This window comes from Arthrobacter sp. KN11-1C (genome assembly GCF_052180225.1).
In the GTDB taxonomy this organism is placed as follows: domain Bacteria; phylum Actinomycetota; class Actinomycetes; order Actinomycetales; family Micrococcaceae; genus Arthrobacter.
Genome location: NZ_CP197467.1, coordinates 2,865,251 through 2,882,576, shown reverse-complemented (window position 1 = coordinate 2,882,576; position 17,326 = coordinate 2,865,251). Strand labels below are relative to the sequence as shown.

The 17,326-nt window shown below is 66.5% G+C and carries 15 protein-coding genes; 11 read left to right on the top strand and 4 right to left on the bottom strand.

Going from position 1 to position 17,326, the window contains the following annotated elements; translation table 11 throughout:
- Nucleotides 1-51 precede the first annotated feature (51 nt).
- Both ACSBOX_RS13475 and ACSBOX_RS13470 read right to left on the bottom strand, forming a co-directional pair.
- Complete coding sequence (locus tag ACSBOX_RS13475) at nucleotides 52-1,017, bottom strand: quinone oxidoreductase family protein (RefSeq protein WP_442542900.1); 966 nt, start codon at nucleotides 1,015-1,017, stop codon at nucleotides 52-54.
- A gap of 135 nt (nucleotides 1,018-1,152) precedes the next feature.
- Nucleotides 1,153-2,241, bottom strand: coding sequence for a fatty acid desaturase family protein (locus tag ACSBOX_RS13470; RefSeq protein ID WP_442542899.1), 1,089 nt, complete (start codon nucleotides 2,239-2,241; stop codon nucleotides 1,153-1,155).
- A gap of 199 nt (nucleotides 2,242-2,440) precedes the next feature.
- Here ACSBOX_RS13470 and argC point away from each other — a divergent pair, with 199 nt between their 5' ends.
- The 9 genes from argC to ACSBOX_RS13425 all read left to right on the top strand — a co-directional run bounded on the left by argC (nucleotide 2,441) and on the right by ACSBOX_RS13425 (nucleotide 12,027).
- Nucleotides 2,441-3,472 (top strand): N-acetyl-gamma-glutamyl-phosphate reductase, encoded by a 1,032-nt coding sequence (gene argC / locus ACSBOX_RS13465; RefSeq protein ID WP_442542898.1) that lies wholly within the window; start codon nucleotides 2,441-2,443, stop codon nucleotides 3,470-3,472.
- The gene (gene argJ, locus ACSBOX_RS13460; protein WP_442542897.1) at nucleotides 3,469-4,635 is read left to right on the top strand and encodes a bifunctional glutamate N-acetyltransferase/amino-acid acetyltransferase ArgJ; all 1,167 of its coding nucleotides are present in this window, start codon (nucleotides 3,469-3,471) and stop codon (nucleotides 4,633-4,635) included. The genes argC and argJ overlap by 4 nt, the downstream gene beginning before the upstream one ends.
- A gap of 11 nt (nucleotides 4,636-4,646) precedes the next feature.
- Nucleotides 4,647-5,591 (top strand): acetylglutamate kinase, encoded by a 945-nt coding sequence (gene argB / locus ACSBOX_RS13455; RefSeq protein WP_442542896.1) that lies wholly within the window; start codon nucleotides 4,647-4,649, stop codon nucleotides 5,589-5,591.
- Nucleotides 5,588-6,892 carry an acetylornithine transaminase gene (locus tag ACSBOX_RS13450; protein ID WP_442542895.1) on the top strand — a complete coding sequence of 435 codons (1,305 nt, stop codon included), beginning with the start codon at nucleotides 5,588-5,590 and terminating at the stop codon, nucleotides 6,890-6,892. The genes argB and ACSBOX_RS13450 overlap by 4 nt, the downstream gene beginning before the upstream one ends.
- Complete coding sequence (argF, locus tag ACSBOX_RS13445; RefSeq protein ID WP_442542894.1) at nucleotides 6,889-7,887, top strand: ornithine carbamoyltransferase; 999 nt, start codon at nucleotides 6,889-6,891, stop codon at nucleotides 7,885-7,887. The genes ACSBOX_RS13450 and argF overlap by 4 nt, the downstream gene beginning before the upstream one ends.
- A complete protein-coding gene (locus tag ACSBOX_RS13440; RefSeq protein ID WP_442542893.1) occupies nucleotides 7,887-8,423 on the top strand; it encodes an arginine repressor in 537 nt (178 codons plus the stop codon). The genes argF and ACSBOX_RS13440 overlap by 1 nt, the downstream gene beginning before the upstream one ends.
- Nucleotides 8,424-8,525: 102 nt before the next feature.
- Entirely contained in the window at nucleotides 8,526-9,731 is a 1,206-nt protein-coding gene (locus ACSBOX_RS13435) for an argininosuccinate synthase (protein WP_442542892.1), read from the top strand.
- Nucleotides 9,732-9,736: 5 nt separating this feature from the next.
- On the top strand, nucleotides 9,737-11,164 hold the full coding sequence (argH, locus tag ACSBOX_RS13430) for an argininosuccinate lyase (protein WP_442542891.1): 1,428 nt from the start codon (nucleotides 9,737-9,739) through the stop codon (nucleotides 11,162-11,164).
- Between the two features lie 125 nt (nucleotides 11,165-11,289).
- On the top strand, nucleotides 11,290-12,027 hold the full coding sequence (locus ACSBOX_RS13425) for a maleylpyruvate isomerase family mycothiol-dependent enzyme (RefSeq protein WP_442542890.1): 738 nt from the start codon (nucleotides 11,290-11,292) through the stop codon (nucleotides 12,025-12,027).
- On the opposite strand, the gene ACSBOX_RS13420 is transcribed toward ACSBOX_RS13425, so the two are convergent.
- Entirely contained in the window at nucleotides 11,933-13,498 is a 1,566-nt protein-coding gene (locus tag ACSBOX_RS13420; protein ID WP_442542889.1) for an AlkA N-terminal domain-containing protein, read from the bottom strand. The two genes, ACSBOX_RS13425 and ACSBOX_RS13420, sit on opposite strands and share 95 nt — an antisense overlap.
- A gap of 95 nt (nucleotides 13,499-13,593) precedes the next feature.
- Between ACSBOX_RS13420 and ACSBOX_RS13415 the strand changes: the two genes are divergently transcribed.
- A complete protein-coding gene (locus ACSBOX_RS13415; RefSeq protein WP_442542888.1) occupies nucleotides 13,594-14,244 on the top strand; it encodes a DNA-3-methyladenine glycosylase in 651 nt (216 codons plus the stop codon).
- A 19-nt stretch (nucleotides 14,245-14,263) separates the two neighbouring features.
- On the opposite strand, the gene ACSBOX_RS13410 is transcribed toward ACSBOX_RS13415, so the two are convergent.
- Nucleotides 14,264-14,899 carry a GNAT family N-acetyltransferase gene (locus ACSBOX_RS13410; protein WP_442542887.1) on the bottom strand — a complete coding sequence of 212 codons (636 nt, stop codon included), beginning with the start codon at nucleotides 14,897-14,899 and terminating at the stop codon, nucleotides 14,264-14,266.
- Nucleotides 14,900-15,057: 158 nt separating this feature from the next.
- Here ACSBOX_RS13410 and ACSBOX_RS13405 point away from each other — a divergent pair, with 158 nt between their 5' ends.
- The gene (locus ACSBOX_RS13405) at nucleotides 15,058-17,286 is read left to right on the top strand and encodes an AAA family ATPase (protein WP_442542886.1); all 2,229 of its coding nucleotides are present in this window, start codon (nucleotides 15,058-15,060) and stop codon (nucleotides 17,284-17,286) included.
- Nucleotides 17,287-17,326 lie beyond the last annotated feature (40 nt).

The following is a 17,326-nucleotide window of genomic DNA, read 5'->3' as shown; positions in this document are numbered from 1 at the left end:
TAAGTGAAAAGCCCTGACATTGAGTGGAAAGCCAACGTGCCGTTTATTCGATTATGGGAGCAACAGTAGCTTGCCCGTGGTCTTGCGGCCCTCCAGGTCGCGATGGGCCTGGGCGGCTTCGCCGAGCGGGTATGTTCCGCCAATCCGGACTTTGAGTGCGCCGCTGGCGGCAGCGCCGAAGACTTCAGCCGAACGCCAGCGCCGCTCCTGCGGGTTCTGGAGGAAGTGGCCGAGCGTGGGGCGCGTCAGGGACAACGATCCGCCGGCGTTGAGCCGCTGGGGGTCAAACGGAGGCACCGGCCCGGATGCCGCCCCGAAAAGGACAAGCGAACCGCGGACGCGCAAGCTCGCGAGGGAACCGTCAAAAGTATCCTTGCCGACGCCGTCGTACACCACGTTGACGCCCGCGCCATCGGTGAGTTCGCGTACTTTGTCGGCAAATCCGGCGTAGCGCAGGACTTCGTCCGCGCCGGCTTCCCGGGCAAGGGCTTCCTTCTCGTCCGAGGAGACCGTGGTGATGACGCGTGCGCCCCGGGCCTTGAGCAACTGCGTCAGGATGAGTCCCACGCCGCCGGCGCCGGCATGCGTCAGGACGGTCTGGCCCGGTTCCACGCGGAAGGAAGAGTTGATCAGGTAGTGCGCGGTCATTCCCTGCAGAGGCAGGGCTGCCGCTGTGTGGTCGTCGACGCCGTGCGGCACGGGAAGCGCTTTGTCGGCGTCTATGAGGGTGTACCCCGCGTAGCTGCGGGATCCTTCAGCGGTGGCGACCCTGTCTCCGACGGCGAAGTCCTCGACGTCGGAGCCGATGGCCTCCACGGTGCCTGCAGACTCGGAGCCGGGGGTGAAGGGGTACTCGACCTTGTAGGTTCCGCTGCGCTGATACGTGTCAATGAAGTTCACTCCGGCGGCCGCAACTTTGACGAGGAGCTGTCGCGGGCCAGGGGCCGGAACCTCTGCTTCGGTGAGTTCGAGGACTTCGGGTCCTCCCGCTTGCCGGGCAATGATCGCTTGCGTCATGGGTCTCCTTCTCCGTCGAGGCACTCTCGTGCCCGCATTCACACAACCATCCTAGGGAGCGGAGTCCGTCGAGTGTCCAGTCAGCGGCTGAGGGCCGTGGTTCGCCGTAATGTGGCCCGCGGCCTTCAGGGCGTGTCAGCCCCTGCCGTGCGCGGATGCAACAGGGCAGTCAAAGCCGCGGCCGGCGGCGAGTCCTACCTCGTTGAGGTACCGCACGACAATGCCGTACGACTGCATCAACGTGGTTTCCGTATACGGAATGGAATGCTTTTCGCAATAGCTCCGAACGATCTCCGAAGCGCGGCGCAAGTGGGGGCGGGCCATGTCCGGGAACAAGTGGTGCTCCGCCTGGTGGTTGAGGCCGCCCAGGAGGATGTTCATGAACGGGCCGCCGGAGATGTTCCGGGCGGTCAGAATCTGGCGGCGCAGGAAATCGACCCGCGAGTCTGCCGGGAGGACCGGCATGCCCTTGTGGTTCGGGGCGAAGGAAGCACCCATGTAGAAGCCGAACACCATGATCTGGACGCCCAGGAAGGCAAATGCCATGCCAAGCGGAAGGAAGGTGAAGGCGAGGACCGGCAGCGCGAGAAGCCGTGCGAGGAGGATGGGGGTCTCCACCCAGCGGTGCTTGATGGCTCCGGGCCGGAAGATGTATACCAAGGACTCCCACTGCAGGCTGATGCCCAGCAGCAAGAGGAGCGGGAAGAAGAACCAGCCTTGCCTGCGGGTGAGGAACGCGAAGCGTCCCTGCCTGCCCGCAGCGGCTTCAACATGGAATGCCAAGGCTCCGGTTTTGATGTCCGGGTCCTTCGAGATCACGTTCGGGCTGTTGTGGTGCGCGCCGTGCTTCTGTTCCCACCAGGCGTAGCTGATACCGGCAACCGAAGTGGCCAGGATGCGGGCGGACCAGTCATTGGCCCTGCGGGACGCGAAAATCTGGCGGTGGCCGGCCTCGTGGGCGAGGAAGCTCAACTGGGTACAAAGGATGCCTAGGGCCGCGGCGATGAGGAGCTGGTACCAGCTTGGGCCAATCAGCGCGAAGCCGAACCAGGTGCCGGTCAGCAAGAGGACCAGGGAAGCGAAAACGCTGATGTAAAAACCGACGCGGCGCTTCAAAAGCCCTTCCGCGCGGACCGTCTTGAGCAGTTCGGAATAGCTAAGCACGACGGCGTTGGGTGGCCGGACGCCCTTATGAGGACGTTCCGTGGTGGAGGTCTGTGACATATGCAGTTGCCCCGTAATACATAACGGGCAACGTTGCAACCGACGATCGGCTGCACGGTCTAGATCACCCTCTATTCAGCATACGCTCCCAAATCGGTTGTGCCGAGACGAGCTGCTCCCGGGAGTGGCCGGAAAAGCTCCGGAAAAAGGCGTGCATAAATATCGGCAACCATGAATATTTTTGCTGTATAGTCGTGCCATGACTATTTCTGTTGCCGTCTCCGGTGCCAGCGGCTATGCCGGGGGAGAGGTGCTGCGCCTTCTGGCAGGCCACCCGGACGTCACCATCGGTGCCATCACTGCGCACAGCAACGCCGGTTCCAGACTAGGGGAGTTGCAGCCGCATCTCCATGGTTTGGCCAGCCGGATTCTCGAAGACACCAGCGTGGAAAACCTCGCCGGTCACGACGTCGTGTTCCTGGCGCTCCCGCACGGAGCCTCGGCTGAGATCGCTGCGCAATTGCCGGAAGGCACGCTGGTGATCGACGCCGGCGCGGACCACCGGCTCGAAGACCCCGCTGCCTGGGAAAAGTTCTATGGCTCGGCCCATGCCGGGACGTGGCCGTACGGGCTGCCGGAACTTCCCGGCCAGCGCGACGCCTTGAAGGGAGCGAAGCGGATTGCCGTTCCCGGCTGCTACCCGACGTCGGCCCTCCTCGCCCTCACGCCCGGCTTCGCCAACAGGCTCCTCCAGCCGGACGACGTCGTGATTGTCTCCGCTTCCGGTACTTCGGGCGCAGGCAAGGCGGCCAAGGTCAACCTCATCGGTTCCGAGGTCATGGGTTCCATGAGTCCCTATGGCGTGGGCGGCGGCCACCGGCACACGCCCGAGATCGAACAGGGACTTTCCAACGCCGCGGGTGAACCGGTCACCGTATCCTTCACTCCCACCCTCGCACCCATGAGCCGCGGCATCCTGAGCACGGCAACAGCCAAGGTCAAGCCCGGTGTCACCGCTGCGGAACTCCGCAGTGCCTGGGCTGAAGCGTACGACGACGAACCGTTCGTCCACCTGTTGCCCGAAGGTCAGTGGCCCACCACCAAATCGGTGCAGGGTTCCAACCACACCGTCATGCAGTTGGCCTTCGACGAGCATTCCGGCCGTGTGGTTGTCACCTGCGTCATCGACAACCTGACCAAAGGGACCGCAGGCGGCGCCGTGCAGTCCATGAATATTGCCCTCGGCCTGGATGAATCCGCCGGCCTCAACGTCCAAGGAGTCGCCCCGTGACCATCACCGCCCCCCAGGGATTCCGGGCCGCCGGCATCAAAGCAGGCATCAAGGCCTCGGGCAACCCCGACCTCGCCCTCGTCGTCAACGACGGACCCCTGAAAGCCGCAGCAGCCGTTTTCACGTCCAACCGCGTCGCCGCGGCGCCGGTGCACTGGTCCCGCCAGGTTCTCTCCGACGGACGCGTCGACGCAGTGGTGCTGAATTCCGGTGGCGCCAACGCCTGCACCGGTCCCCAGGGTTTCCAAAATACGCACGCAACCGCAGAGAAAGTGGCAGCCGTCCTCGGAATCTCCGCCTCCGACGTCGTGGTCTGCTCCACTGGACTCATCGGTGAGCAACTGCCCATGGACAAGATCATCCCGGGCATCGACGCGGCGTTCGCGGAACTTTCCGGGGACGGCGGTCCCGCCGCCGCGACGGCGATCATGACGACGGACAGCGTGCCGAAGGAAGCAGTCTTCACCGGCACCGATGCCGAAGGCAACACCTTCACGGTCGGAGGCATCGCGAAGGGCGCCGGCATGCTGGCGCCGGGCCTGGCAACCATGCTCGTCGTGCTCACCACCGATGCCCAGGTCCCGGCGGAAGAGCTCGACGTCGTGCTCCGCGACGCGACGCGCGTCACCTTCGACCGCACGGACTCGGACGGCTGCATGTCCACCAACGACACCGTCGTCCTGCTGGCCTCCGGGGCTTCCGAGGCCATCCCGTCTGCCGAGCAGCTGGGCGCCGGAATCACCCACGTGTGCGCCGAGCTTGCCCGCAAGCTGATCGGCGACGCCGAAGGTGCCAGCCACGACATCGCCATCCGCACATTCAACGCGGCGAGCGAGCGCGACGCCGAAATCGTCAGCCGTTCCGTGGCCCGCTCCAACCTCTTCAAGACCGCCATCTTCGGCAAGGACCCCAACTGGGGCCGCGTCCTGTCCTCGGTGGGCACCACCGACGCCGCCTTCGAACCGGACCAGCTCAACGTCGCCATGAACGGCATCCAGATCTGCCGCAACGGCAGCATCGGCGACGACCGCAACCTTGTTGACCTCGAACCCCGCGAGGTGCTCGTGGAAATCGACCTGCAGGCCGGCGACGCCGAGGCCACCATCTGGACCAACGACCTCACGCACGAGTACGTGCACGAGAACAGCGCCTACTCGAGCTAGACGGGATGACCATGACTGCGCACACCCGCGAAAATACCTCCATGAGCGACGCCCAGGACAAGGCCGCGACCCTGATCGAGGCGCTGCCCTGGATCCAGCGGTTCGCCGGTACCACCATGGTGATCAAGTACGGCGGCAACGCCATGGTCAACGAGGAACTCCGCCGCGCCTTCGCCGAGGACATCGTCTTCCTGCACCACGTGGGTATCCACCCCGTCGTCGTGCACGGGGGTGGCCCGCAGATCAACTCGATGCTCGGCCGGCTGGGCATCGAATCCGAATTCAAGGGCGGCCTGCGGGTCACCACTCCCGAGGCCATGGACGTGGTCCGCATGGTGCTCACGGGACAAGTTGGCCGCGAGCTCGTGGGCCTCATCAACTCCCACGGACCCTATGCCGTGGGCATGTCCGGTGAAGACGGCGGACTCTTGCGTGCCGTGCGCACCGGCACCGTGGTGGACGGCGAGGAAGTGGACCTCGGTTTGGTGGGCGAAGTGGTGGGTGTTGATCCCAGGGGCATCGAGGACATCCTCGACGCCGGCCGCATCCCGGTGATTTCGACGGTCGCCCCCGAGATCATCGACGAAGGCGACGGCACCGGCTCCACCACGGGGCAGGTCCTCAACGTCAACGCGGACACAGCGGCAGCGGCGGTCGCCTCGGCACTGGGCGCATCCAAGCTCGTCATCCTGACCGACGTCGAGGGCCTCTATGCCAACTGGCCGGACAAGTCCTCGCTCATCTCCTCGCTGACGGCCACCGAGTTGCGGGAGATGCTGCCGAGCCTGGAGTCCGGCATGATCCCGAAAATGACGGCCTGCCTGAAGGCCATCGATGAAGGAGTGGAGCGCGCGCACATCGTGGATGGCCGCCTGCCGCACTCCATGCTCCTGGAAACCTTTACGACCGCGGGCATCGGAACCCAGGTTGTCCCCGACGAGGAAGTGAACGCATGAGTCACACAGAAATAAGCCATTCCGCCGAGGCCCCTATCGCCGGATCGAGCACCAAAGCTTCCGTCATGACCGGGGTAAGTAGTGGAGCCGACTGGCTTGCCCGCTATTCTTCTTCGCTCATGGGTGTCTTCGGCACTCCGCAGCGGGTCCTGGTCCGGGGTGCGGGTGCCCTCGTGTGGGACGCCGACGGCAAGGAATACCTGGACCTCCTCGGCGGGATTGCCGTGAACGCGCTGGGCCATGCCCACCCGTTTGTCACCTCCGTCATCTCCAGCCAGCTGGCCACGCTGGGCCACGTCTCCAATTTCTTCACGAGCCCCACGCAGATCGCGCTCGCCGAGAAGCTCCTGGCCATCACCAAAGCTCCTGCAGGCTCCAAGGTGTTCTTCGCCAACTCCGGTACCGAGGCCAACGAGGCCGCGTTCAAGCTGGCGCGGCGCAACAGCTCTGACACGCGCACCAAGATCATCGCCCTGGAGGGTGCTTTCCACGGCCGCACCATGGGTGCGCTTGCCTTGACGGCCAAGGAAGCGTACCGGGCGCCGTTCGAGCCGCTGCCCGGCGGCGTCGTCCATATCCCGTTCGGCGACATCGAGGCGCTCCGTGCCGCCGTCGACGAAACGACGGCCGCGGTGTTCCTGGAGCCCATCCAGGGCGAAGCCGGAGTCCGCCCGCTCAGCGTCGAATACCTGCAGGCGGCCCGCGAGATGACGAGCAAGGCAGGGGCGCTGCTCATCCTGGACGAAGTCCAGACCGGCGTCGGCCGAACCGGCAAATGGCTGGCCAGCGAAGACGCCGGAATCGTGCCCGACGCCGTGACCCTCGCCAAGGGCCTGGGCGGCGGCTTCCCGGTCGGTGCGCTCATCACCTTCGGGGAGCCGACGTCCTCGCTCCTGACCGCGGGCCAGCACGGCACCACCTTCGGCGGGAACCCGGTGGCCACAGCCGCCGCCCTCGCCACCCTGCATGCGATCGAAAGCCAGGGCGTACTGGAAAATGTGCTCAGCATCGGCGCGCGCCTGCGGGCCGGACTGTCCGGCGTCGACGCCGTTACCGAAGTGCGGGGCGAAGGCCTTCTGATCGGTTTCGACCTGGACTCCGATATTGCGCCCGCCATGGTGACTGCCGCGCTCGACGCGGGCTTCATCATCAACAGCCCCGGCCCCCGCACCATCCGGCTGGCTCCGCCGCTCATCCTGACCACCGAGCAAGCCGACCGCTTCCTCGACGCGCTGCCAGGAATCATCCAGACGGCAGCAGCCCTGAACGCTGCAACCCTGACCGCTAAGGACGCACAGTGAACACCACCCGTCATTTCCTCAAGGACACGGACCTCACTCCGGCCGAGCAAGCCGAGGTGCTCGAGCTCGCCGTCCGGATGAAGGCCGCCCCGTACAGCATCCAACCGTTCGCAGCTGCCGGGAACGGCCGCAAGACCGTCGCCGTCATCTTCGACAAGACCTCCACCCGTACCCGCGTCTCCTTCGCCACCGGCGTCGCCGACATGGGCGGCAACGCGCTCATCATCAATCCGGGCGAGGCGCAGATCGGCCACAAGGAATCCGTGGAAGACACCGCCAAGGTCCTCGAACGCATGGTCTCCACCATCGTCTGGCGCACCTCGGCGCACTCCGGCCTCGTAGCCATGGCCGAAAACTCCAAAGTTCCCGTCATCAACGCCCTGTGCGATGACTACCACCCCTGCCAGTTGCTGGCAGACCTCCTGGCGGTCAAGGAGCACAAGGGCGAGCTCAAGGGCCTCACCATGGCCTATTTGGGTGACGCCGCGAACAACATGGCCAACTCCTACCTTTTGGCAGGCGTCACCGCGGGCATGCATGTCAGGATCTCGGGCCCGGACGGCTACCTGCCCGCCGCGGACATCGTGGCGGCGGCGGAGGAGCGCGCCGCCGAGACCGGCGGTTCCGTGCTCATCACCACTGACGCCAAGGAAGCCCTCGACGGCGCAGACGTGGTCGCTACCGACACCTGGGTGTCCATGGGCCAGGAAGCCGAAAAGGAAGCGCGAATGGAGCTCTTCCGCGAGTACTCCGTGGACGAGGCCGCCATGGCACACGCCGCAACGGACGCCGTCGTGCTCCACTGCCTGCCCGCCTACCGGGGCTATGAAATCTCCGCCGGGGTCATCGACGGACCCCAGTCGATCGTCTGGGACGAAGCCGAGAACCGCTTGCACGCCCAGAAGGCGCTCATGGCCTGGCTCATGCACCGCTCAGGACTCGCATTCGTCGACGGGCTTTCACCCGTTGAAGGCACCGGCGAGAGCACGTTCTAGTGTCCACCCATCCTGCGTCGCAAGGCGTCAGCCCCGCCACGAAGACCGCCCGGCAGGCGCGGATCACCGCGATCCTGACGGGCCAGTCGGTGCGCTCGCAGGCAGAACTCGCTGCCTTGCTGGCGGACGACGGCGTGCAGGTCACCCAGGCGACCCTCTCGAGGGACCTGGTGGAACTGGGGGCGGTGCGCGTGCGCGGCAAGGACGGAGCCCTGGTCTACGCGGTGCCCGGCGAGGGTGGGGACCGCAATGCGAAGAGCGGCGTCACCCAGGAAATCCTGGACGCCCGCTTGTCGCGCCTCTGCGGCGAGTTGCTGGTCACCGCCGAGGCCTCGGGCAATATCGTGGTGTTGCGGACACCGCCGGGTGCCGCCAACTTCCTCGCCCTGGCCATCGACCACTCGGTGATGCCGTCCGTATTGGGTACGATCGCAGGCGACGACACCTTGCTTTTGGTTGCCAGGGATCCCGACGGCGGCGCCGAGCTGGCAGCCCGCTTCCTCCAGCTGGCCCAGGAAGCCGGACCGGGGAACTAATCGGGCCGGCAACTGAACCCTTCCGGCCTGTTCCATCCGGGCCTTCGGCCCGACTCAAGCATTTGACTCAAAAGAACCAAGCAACAACAAAGGAGCACTCTCGTGACTGAGCGCATTGTTCTGGCCTACTCCGGTGGCCTTGATACTTCCGTAGCCATCGGCTGGATCGGTGAAGCCACCGGTGCCGAGGTCATCGCCGTGGCCGTCGACGTCGGACAGGGCGGCGAGTCGCTGGAGACCATCCGCCAGCGCGCCCTCGGCTGCGGCGCCGTCGAGGCCTACGTGGCCGACGCCCGCGACGAATTCGCCAACGAATACGCCATGCCCACGCTGAAGGCCAACGCCCTCTACCAGGGCCACTACCCGCTGGTTTCGGCGATCTCGCGCCCCGTGATCGTCAAGCACCTCGTCAAGGCCGCGCGCGAATTCGGTGCCACCACCGTTGCGCACGGCTGCACGGGCAAGGGCAACGACCAGGTCCGCTTCGAGGTCGGCATCCAGACCCTGGGCCCGGACTTGAAGTGCATCGCACCTGTCCGCGACCTCGCCCTGACCCGCGACAAGGCCATCGCCTTCGCCGAGGAAAAGGGACTGCCGATCGAGACCACCAAGAAGAACCCGTACTCGATCGACCAGAACGTCTGGGGACGCGCCGTCGAAACCGGCTACCTCGAGGACATCTGGAACGCTCCCACCAAGGACATCTACGACTACACGGCCACCCCGGAATTCCCGCCGGCACCGGACGAAGTCACCATCACCTTCGAAGCCGGCGTCCCGGTGGCCATCGACGGCGTCAAGCGCACTCCGCTCCAGGTCATCCAGGAACTGAACCGCCGCGCCGGCGCCCAGGGCGTTGGCCGCATCGACGTCGTCGAGGACCGCCTGGTGGGCATCAAGTCCCGCGAAATCTACGAAGCTCCCGGCGCCATGGCCCTCATCACCGCCCACAAGCACCTCGAGGACGTCACCATCGAGCGCGAGCAGGCCCGCTTCAAGGCCACCGTCGGCCAGCGCTGGTCCGAGCTGGTCTACGACGGCCAGTGGTTCTCCCCGCTCAAGCGCTCCTTGGACGCCTTCATCGAGGACACCCAGAAGTACGTCTCCGGCGACATCCGCATGGTCCTGCACGGCGGCCAGGCCATCGTCAACGGCCGCCGCTCCGACACCTCGCTCTACGACTTCGACCTCGCCACCTACGACACCGGCGACACCTTCGACCAGTCGCAGGCCAAGGGCTTCATCGAGCTGTGGGGAATGTCCTCCAAGGTTGCCGCGGGCCGCGACCTGCGGGTTTCGGAAAAGTAGCCCCTGTGGCTGAGCCAAAATCCGAAGCGACAAATACTGGCGCGCTGTGGGGCGGCCGGTTCGCCGGCGGCCCGGCGGACGCGCTTGCCGCGTTGAGCAAGTCCACGCACTTTGACTGGCGGCTGGCCCGCTACGACATCGCCGGCTCCAAGGCGCATGCCCGCGTGCTGCACAAGGCCGGGCTGCTCGACGACGGCGAACTCGAAGGCATGCTCGCGGCGCTCACCCTGCTGGATGACGACGTCGCGAGCGGCGCCTACCAGCCGGCCGAAAGCGACGAGGACGTCCATGGTTCCCTCGAACGCGGGCTCATCGAGCGCGCGGGAACCCACCTGGGCGGCAAGCTCCGGGCAGGCCGTTCGCGCAACGACCAAGTGGCCACGTTGGGCCGCATGTTCCTGCGCGACCATGCCCGCATCATCGCGCGCGGCGTGCTCGCCACGATCGATGCCCTCGTGGAGCAGGCCAAGGCCCACCAGGGCGTGGCCATGCCTGGCCGGACGCACCTGCAGCATGCCCAGCCTGTCCTGCTGAGCCACCACCTGCTGGCCCATGCCTGGGCGCTGCTGCGCGATGTGCAGCGGTTCCAGGACTGGGACAAGCGCGCCGGTGTCTCGCCGTATGGTTCCGGAGCCTTGGCGGGTTCCTCGCTCGGCCTGGATCCCGAAGCCGTCGCTGCGGACCTCGGATTCTTTTCGGCGGTGCACAACTCCATCGACGGCACTGCCTCGCGCGACGTCTTCGCCGAGTTCGCATGGATCTGCTCGATGATCGGCGTGGACCTGTCGCGGGTTTCCGAGGAAGTCATCCTGTGGGCCACCAAGGAGTTCTCCTTCGTGACGCTCCATGATTCGTACTCCACGGGGTCCTCGATCATGCCGCAGAAGAAGAACCCGGATGTCGCCGAGCTCGCCCGTGGCAAGGCAGGGCGCCTCATCGGCAACCTGACCGGGCTGTTGGCGACGCTCAAGGGCCTGCCGCTCGCGTACAACCGCGATCTGCAGGAAGACAAGGAACCGGTTTTCGACGCCGCGGACACCCTGGAAGTGCTGCTTCCTGCCGTCTCCGGCATGATTGCCACGCTCACCTTCAACACCGGGCGCATGGCGTCCCTTGCACCGCAGGGCTTCGCGCTTGCCACGGACATCGCCGAGTGGCTTGTCCGTCAGGGCGTGCCGTTCCGGGAGGCTCACGAGCTCTCCGGCGCCGCGGTCAAGCTGGCCGAAGGGCGCGGCGTGGAACTGTGGGACCTGACGGACGAGGAGTACGCGGGCATTTCGGCGCACTTGACTCCCGAGGTCCGCACTGTGCTGAGCACCGAAGGTTCGCTCAACAGCCGCAACTCGCAGGGCGGAACGGCCCCGGCCGCCGTCGAACGCCAACTGCTTGCCCTCGAAGCTGAACTCGCAGCGGTAAGGAAGTACGCGGAGTAAGCAAAGAAGGCCAATGCCGGTGGGCATTTCGCGGCGGTGTTTTTCGCAAACGCTGCCGCGAAATGCCCGCCGGTGTCAGTTAATCCTCGTTAACAGCCGTTAACTCTGTCGGATACTATGGCGCTATGACCGAGATCACTACCTCAGCGCTTCTTGCCGAGCTCCACAAAGCAGCCGGCACTGTCACCGACGTCCTCGCCAAACTCGACGACGCCGATGTCGCAGCTCCCTCCGAGCTGCCCGGGTGGACCCGCGGCCACGTGTTGGCTCACATTGCCGGCATCTCCAACGCGATGGCCAGGCAGCTGGAATACGCCGCCCGCGGCGAGATCATAGACATCTACGACGGCGGCTACGAGGGCCGTACGAAGGCCATTGAGCTGGCGGCGAGCCACAGCCTCGCCGAACACCGCGACGCCACCGAAACCGCCCTTGCCCGGGCCCTGAGGGCCTTCGACGGACTCGTGGAGTCCGGCTGGAACACCCGGATCAGCTTCCGGAACGGAACCGTGCTCGACGGCGGCCTGGCGCTCTGGCGCGAACTCGTCATCCACGTCACGGACCTGGGAATCGGCCGCGGCCCGGAAGCCTGGAGCCGGCAGTTCTGCGAGCACCTCTTTGATTTCCTCTCCGCCCGCGTGCCGGCAGACCAGAAGTTCGTGCTCCAGCCCCTGGGCCTGCCGCAACTGGTCATCGGCTCGGGGCGGCAGTCCGTCGCCATCAACGGCATGATCACGGATATCGCCGCCTGGCTCGCCGGGCGCACACCTACCCTGGGGAGCCTGCGGGCCTCTGCCGACGCGGACGGTGTTGACTTGCCTGAGCTTCTCCCGTGGCCGTCGAGCGTTCCCGCGGCGCACTAGCGCCTCCGCGTTTGCCTGCCGCCGCCCGCCACAAGTGCATGGTGGCGTAGGAACGCCACGGGCTCACGTTGCGGAAGTCGGCAGGCAGGTCTTCCGCCGCCGCCAGGTTCTTGAGGCCGTTCCGGACCGCTGCATCGTTCGCCAGGAAGACGTCCGGGTCGCCGATGACCCTCATCGCCACGTAGCCCACGGTCCATGGTCCGACGCCGGGCAGCGGCAACAGTTTGTCGGCGAGCGTTTGGGGGTCGTCGCCATAGTCGAAGTCGAGGTCCCCGCTGGCCATGGCCGCTCCCGCGGCCAGTACGGAATCTATGCGCCGCTGCGGACCCCGCAGCAGTTCCCGCCCCGAGGCGGCGATCTCCGCGGCCGTGGGAAAAAGGCGGTCCAGGCCCAGCGCGTGGCCTGCGTGCCCTTCCGGCAGGCGGGTTCCAGCGTCGGAAAGTTGGCTCAAAGCGGTCCGGGCGGCGGCTACGGTGATTTGTTGGCCGATCATCGCCCGGATCAGCAGTTCCTGGGGATCCACGGCACCCGGAACCCTGATACCGGGCGTAGCGCGAACTGAGGGACCGAGCCTGGCGTCGGAGGCCAACGCTTCGTCCACGGACACGGGATCGGCGTCGAGATCGAACAACCGCCGCACCCGGCTCAATAGGACGGGAAGGTCGTGGAGATCCAAGGTGCTGACGGCGAGGGTCAACGCGCCGCCGCGCGCCCCGGCGTCGTACTCCACCGTGAACACGGCGTTGCCGCGGGGCAAGCGGAGGGTCCGCGTGTAACTTGCGGGACCCGCCAGCTCGACCCCGGGAACCGCGCGGGCCGCAAGGAAATCGAAAATCCCCGTATCGAACGGCTCCCTGTAGGGGAGATTCAGGGTCAAGGACGTCGCCTCGCCCGGTTTACCGTGATGGCCTAGGGGCTTCGCGGTGGCCCGGAGCGCGGTGGGAGTCAGGGCGAAGACTTCGTTGATGGTGTCGTTGAACTGGCGGACACTGTTGAACCCGGCGGCGAACGCCACGTCCGAGAGTTTCATCGAGGTGGAGACCAGGAGCGTCCTGGCGGTCTGCGCCCGGCTGGCCCGCGCCAGGGACAGCGGCCCGGCGCCGAGTTCATGGCTGAGGATCCTGTTGAGCTGGCGGGAGGAGTAGCCCAGCCTGGTAGCGAGTCCTTCGACGCCGATCCGGGAGATGGCGCCGTCGTTGATGAGCCGCATCGCCCTGCCCGCGACGTCCGAGCGCAGGTTCCACGCCGGCGTGCCAGGGACCGCCTCGGGGAGGCAGCGCTTGCACGCCCGGTACCCGGCTTCGTGGGCCGCGGCCGAGGTTTCGTAGAACGTCACGTTTTCGGCCTTGGGCGTCCGTGCCGGGCACGACGGCCGGCAGTAGATGCCCGTCGAGCGGACAGCGGTGAAGAACTGGCCGTCGAACCGGGGATCCCGCGCATCGATGGCACGGTAGCGTTGCCAAAAGTCCATGACTTCATCCTGCCAGCTTCCGCGGGCACTTCCTAGCGGGAATCGGACATCGCCGACGGCGGATCCGGTTGGCGGATTTTTGCTAGGGTCTGGGCATGACAACGCAGCGCCGGTCCACGGAGGCCATCCGGGCCATTCTTTCCGGAGATCCGCGGGACGTGGCACCTTTGCTCCTCGGCGCGGTGTTGAGCCATCGGACCCCTGAGGGCACGGTATCCGTCCGGCTCAGCGAGGTGGAAGCGTACCTGGGTCCGCGGGACTCGGCCCAACCCGATCCCGGATCCCACACCTTCGGCGGCCCCACCGCCCGGAACGCTCCGATGTTCGGTCCGGCGGGCCACCTCTACGTCTACTTCACGTATGGCATGCACTATTGCGCCAACATCGTCTGCGGGCCCGACGGCGTTGCGTCCGCGCTGCTGTTGCGGGCAGGGGAGGTGGTGGCAGGGCAAGCCCTGGCACAGTCCCGCCGTCCGGCGTCGAGATCGCTGACCGATCTTGCCAGCGGGCCGGCGCGGCTTGCCTCCGCTTTGGGGCTGACCACGGCGGACAGCGGCCGCGACGCCCTGGCCCAGCCGTTCGGCCTCGACCTTCCGGCCGCCCCGGCAGCGCCGGCAGCGATCACGAGCGGCCTCCGCGTCGGCGTATCGGGCGACGGCGGTTCCGCCGCCTACCCGTGGCGGTTCTGGCTCTCCGGCGATCCCACGGTGTCGCGCTACAAGCCCGGCCGGAGCCGGGGCGTCTAGCGACTCCCGGGCAAATCGTTCAGGCGGCGTGTTCGCTCCGGGCCGGTTCCGCGACATACGCACAGTGGTTGTCGGCCAGCTCGAAGGGCGCGAGACGGCCAAGCAACGACTCGCGCACGTGGGGCCACTCTTCGCGCAGGATCGAGAAGACGGCGGTGTCGCAGCGGCTGCCGTCGGGGGCGAAGCGGTGCCCGCGCAGGGTGCCCTCGTAACTGGCGCCGAGCCGCTGAATGGCCGCGGCGCTGCGCGTATTGCGGGCGTCGCAGCGGAAGGCAACCCGGTGGACGTCCAGCACATCGAAGGAGTACGCCAACAGCAGGTGCTTCGCGGCCGGATTGACGTGGCTGCCCCAAAACGGTCGCCCGTAAAAAGTGCCGCCGATTTCCAGCCGCTGCTGCCGCGGACTGTACTCGCACAGGGACGTGGTTCCGAGCAGTGCTCCCGTCCGCTGCTCGACGACGGCGAACGGTATGGTTGCCGGATCTTCGAGGCGGGCCGCGAAGAGTTCGGCCAATTCCGCGGCGCTCAAGGGCTGCTCGGCGGCCATGCCGGACCACATCCCGGAGTCCACGAAATCGAAGAGCGGACCGGCATGTGCGGGGGAGAGCGGGACCAGGCTGATGCCGTGTCGGGTCAGGGCAACGTCGTGCTGCATTGCAGCATTGAAGCACCACTGGGTGCGGATGGAATAGCTCAGGAGGTTAGCGCCAGGTGAACATTGTGTGACGCACCGGCGGGCGGGCAGTTTCACGCACGTCAAGCAAAACCGCTGTAGAATGGACGGTCCGTCTTTTTCGATAGGGGAACGTTTCGATGCACGACGCTGATTTGATCCACGAGCGGGAGTACGTGGCCGGTCTCTACTCGCGTCTGGATGAGCTGCGGGAGGAAAAGCGCCACCAGCTCGCGCAGGTCCGGCGCGCCGGCGCGGTGGGCACCATGCAGAACGTTTCCGAAAGGGACGCCTTCGCGGCACTGTACGAGGACCGCCTGGCCCAGCTCGACGCCGTCGACGACCGTCTCGTGTTCGGGCGCCTTGACCTGGACACCGGGGAGGCGCAGTACATCGGGCGCATCGGACTGTCCACGGCGGATCTCCAGCGGCTCATGGTCGACTGGCGCGCGCCGGAAGCCGGCCACTTCTACCAGGCCACGGCCTTCGACCGGCAGGGCGTACGCCGTCGTCGCCACCTGATCCTGCAGGGCCGCGAGGTCAAGGCGATCGAGGACGATGTCCTGGATGCCAGCATGCTGGCGGACAACGCCTCGCTCCAAGGCGAGGGTGCCCTTCTTGCCGCCCTCAATTCCAAGCGGACCGGCCGCATGTCGGACATCGTCGGCACCATCCAGTCCGAGCAGGACCGGATCATCCGTTCGTCCATGTCGGGTGCCTTGGTTGTCCAAGGCGGTCCCGGCACCGGAAAGACGGCCGTCGCGCTCCACCGCGCCGCCTACCTGCTGTACACCCACCGTGACCGTTTGAAGTCCGCGGGCGTGCTGCTCGTTGGACCGTCGTCGTCGTTCATGCACTACATCGAGCGGGTCCTGCCGTCCCTTGGCGAGACCGGCGTCGTCATGGCGAGCCTCGGCCGCCTCATGCCCGGCATCCATGCCGTCCCGGAAAACGATCCCGACGTCGCAGCGCTCAAGGGCAAGCTGAACATGGCCGACGTGATTGCCAATGCCGTGGCCAACCGGCAGCGGACTCCCGCCGAGGACCGCATCCTCGAGGTCGATTCCCGCAAACTCACGCTGACCGTGCGGCAAGTCCGCCGCGCCCGGGACAGGGCACGCGCCACCGGCAAGCCGCACAACGAAGCGCGCGTGACGTTCGTGAAGATCCTGCTGCGCGAACTCACGGAGCAGCTGACGGAGATCGTCGAGGAATCGAACATCGGCAACAATGCCGACCGTTCCTACCTCGCCGAAGACGTCCGCTCGGCACGTGATGTCAGGATCGTCCTGAACCTGTGCTGGATGCCCATGACGCCCGAGAAGCTCGTTTCCGAGCTCTTCAGCAAGCCCGCCATCCTGGAAGCCTGCACTCCGCACCTCACGCCGGCCCAGCGTGCCCTCCTGCTTCGCCCGGCGGACGCCCCGTGGACGGAAGCCGATGTTCCGCTGCTCGACGAGGCCGCCGAGCTCCTGGGCGAGCTGGATCCTGCCGCCGGCCGGGGATTGGCGCAACAAGAGCACGACCGTGCCCGCGACATCGCCAATGCCAAGCAGACCTTGGTCAACATGGAGGCCATGGGGGTCGATGTATTGATGACGGCCGAGGAACTGGCGGACCAGAACCAGGAGCGCGAAACGCGCCTGACCGCGGCCGAACGTGCCACGAGCGACCGTTCGTGGGCGTTCGGACACATCGTGGTGGACGAAGCCCAGGAGCTCTCGCCCATGCAGTGGCGGCTGTTGGTCCGCCGCTGCCCGCTGAAGTCCTTCACGATCGTCGGCGACATCGCCCAGACGAGTTCCTCCGCCGGTGCGAATTCCTGGCAGAGTGCGCTCGCGCCGTCGTTCGGGGACCGCTGGCAGCTCGAGGAACTCACGGTCAACTACCGCACGCCCTCGCAGATCGCCGAAGCGGCAGTCCGCATGGCGAACCGGGCAGGCCTCGTCGTCTCAGCGCCCAAGGCCGTCCGGGAAGGCAAATGGTCGCCCATCGTGGACCGCGTGGACGAAGCCGGGATGGTGGACCGCCTCGTCGAGATCCTTCCGGAAGAACTGGAAGCGATCGACGGCGGCCTCCTCGCCGTGATTGCCGACGGCGCCGTGCTGCCTCGCGCCGCAGCCGCCCTCCGTGGCGTCTACGGCCACCGCGTGGGCACCGGAGCGGGCAGCTACTCCCAGGACATCGTGGTCATCAGCCCCAAGGAAGCCAAGGGGCTGGAGTTCGATGGCGTCGTGGTCCTTGAGCCTGCTGCCATGCTGAACCACGAACACGGGAAGGTGGGCGATCTTTACGTCGCCATGACCCGTCCGACGCAGCGGTTGCGCCTCATTACGGCCGCTCCGTTGCCCGCGGGTATCGAGCGCTGAGCCATGCAAGCAGGCCGAACGGCAATCCTGCTAACTTAGA

What these genes read in the sequence shown, in the direction of transcription:
- ACSBOX_RS13475 (WP_442542900.1), bottom strand. Translation starts at nt 1,017, where the DNA reads ATGACGCAAGCGATCATTGCCCGGCAAGCGGGAGGACCCGAAGTCCTC.
- ACSBOX_RS13470 (WP_442542899.1), bottom strand. Translation starts at nt 2,241, where the DNA reads ATGTCACAGACCTCCACCACGGAACGTCCTCATAAGGGCGTCCGGCCA.
- argC (WP_442542898.1), top strand. Translation starts at nt 2,441, where the DNA reads ATGACTATTTCTGTTGCCGTCTCCGGTGCCAGCGGCTATGCCGGGGGA.
- argB (WP_442542896.1), top strand. Translation starts at nt 4,647, where the DNA reads ATGACTGCGCACACCCGCGAAAATACCTCCATGAGCGACGCCCAGGAC.
- ACSBOX_RS13450 (WP_442542895.1), top strand. Translation starts at nt 5,588, where the DNA reads ATGAGTCACACAGAAATAAGCCATTCCGCCGAGGCCCCTATCGCCGGA.
- ACSBOX_RS13425 (WP_442542890.1), top strand. Translation starts at nt 11,290, where the DNA reads ATGACCGAGATCACTACCTCAGCGCTTCTTGCCGAGCTCCACAAAGCA.
- ACSBOX_RS13420 (WP_442542889.1), bottom strand. Translation starts at nt 13,498, where the DNA reads ATGGACTTTTGGCAACGCTACCGTGCCATCGATGCGCGGGATCCCCGG.
- ACSBOX_RS13415 (WP_442542888.1), top strand. Translation starts at nt 13,594, where the DNA reads ATGACAACGCAGCGCCGGTCCACGGAGGCCATCCGGGCCATTCTTTCC.
- ACSBOX_RS13410 (WP_442542887.1), bottom strand. Translation starts at nt 14,899, where the DNA reads ATGCAGCACGACGTTGCCCTGACCCGACACGGCATCAGCCTGGTCCCG.
- ACSBOX_RS13405 (WP_442542886.1), top strand. Translation starts at nt 15,058, where the DNA reads ATGCACGACGCTGATTTGATCCACGAGCGGGAGTACGTGGCCGGTCTC.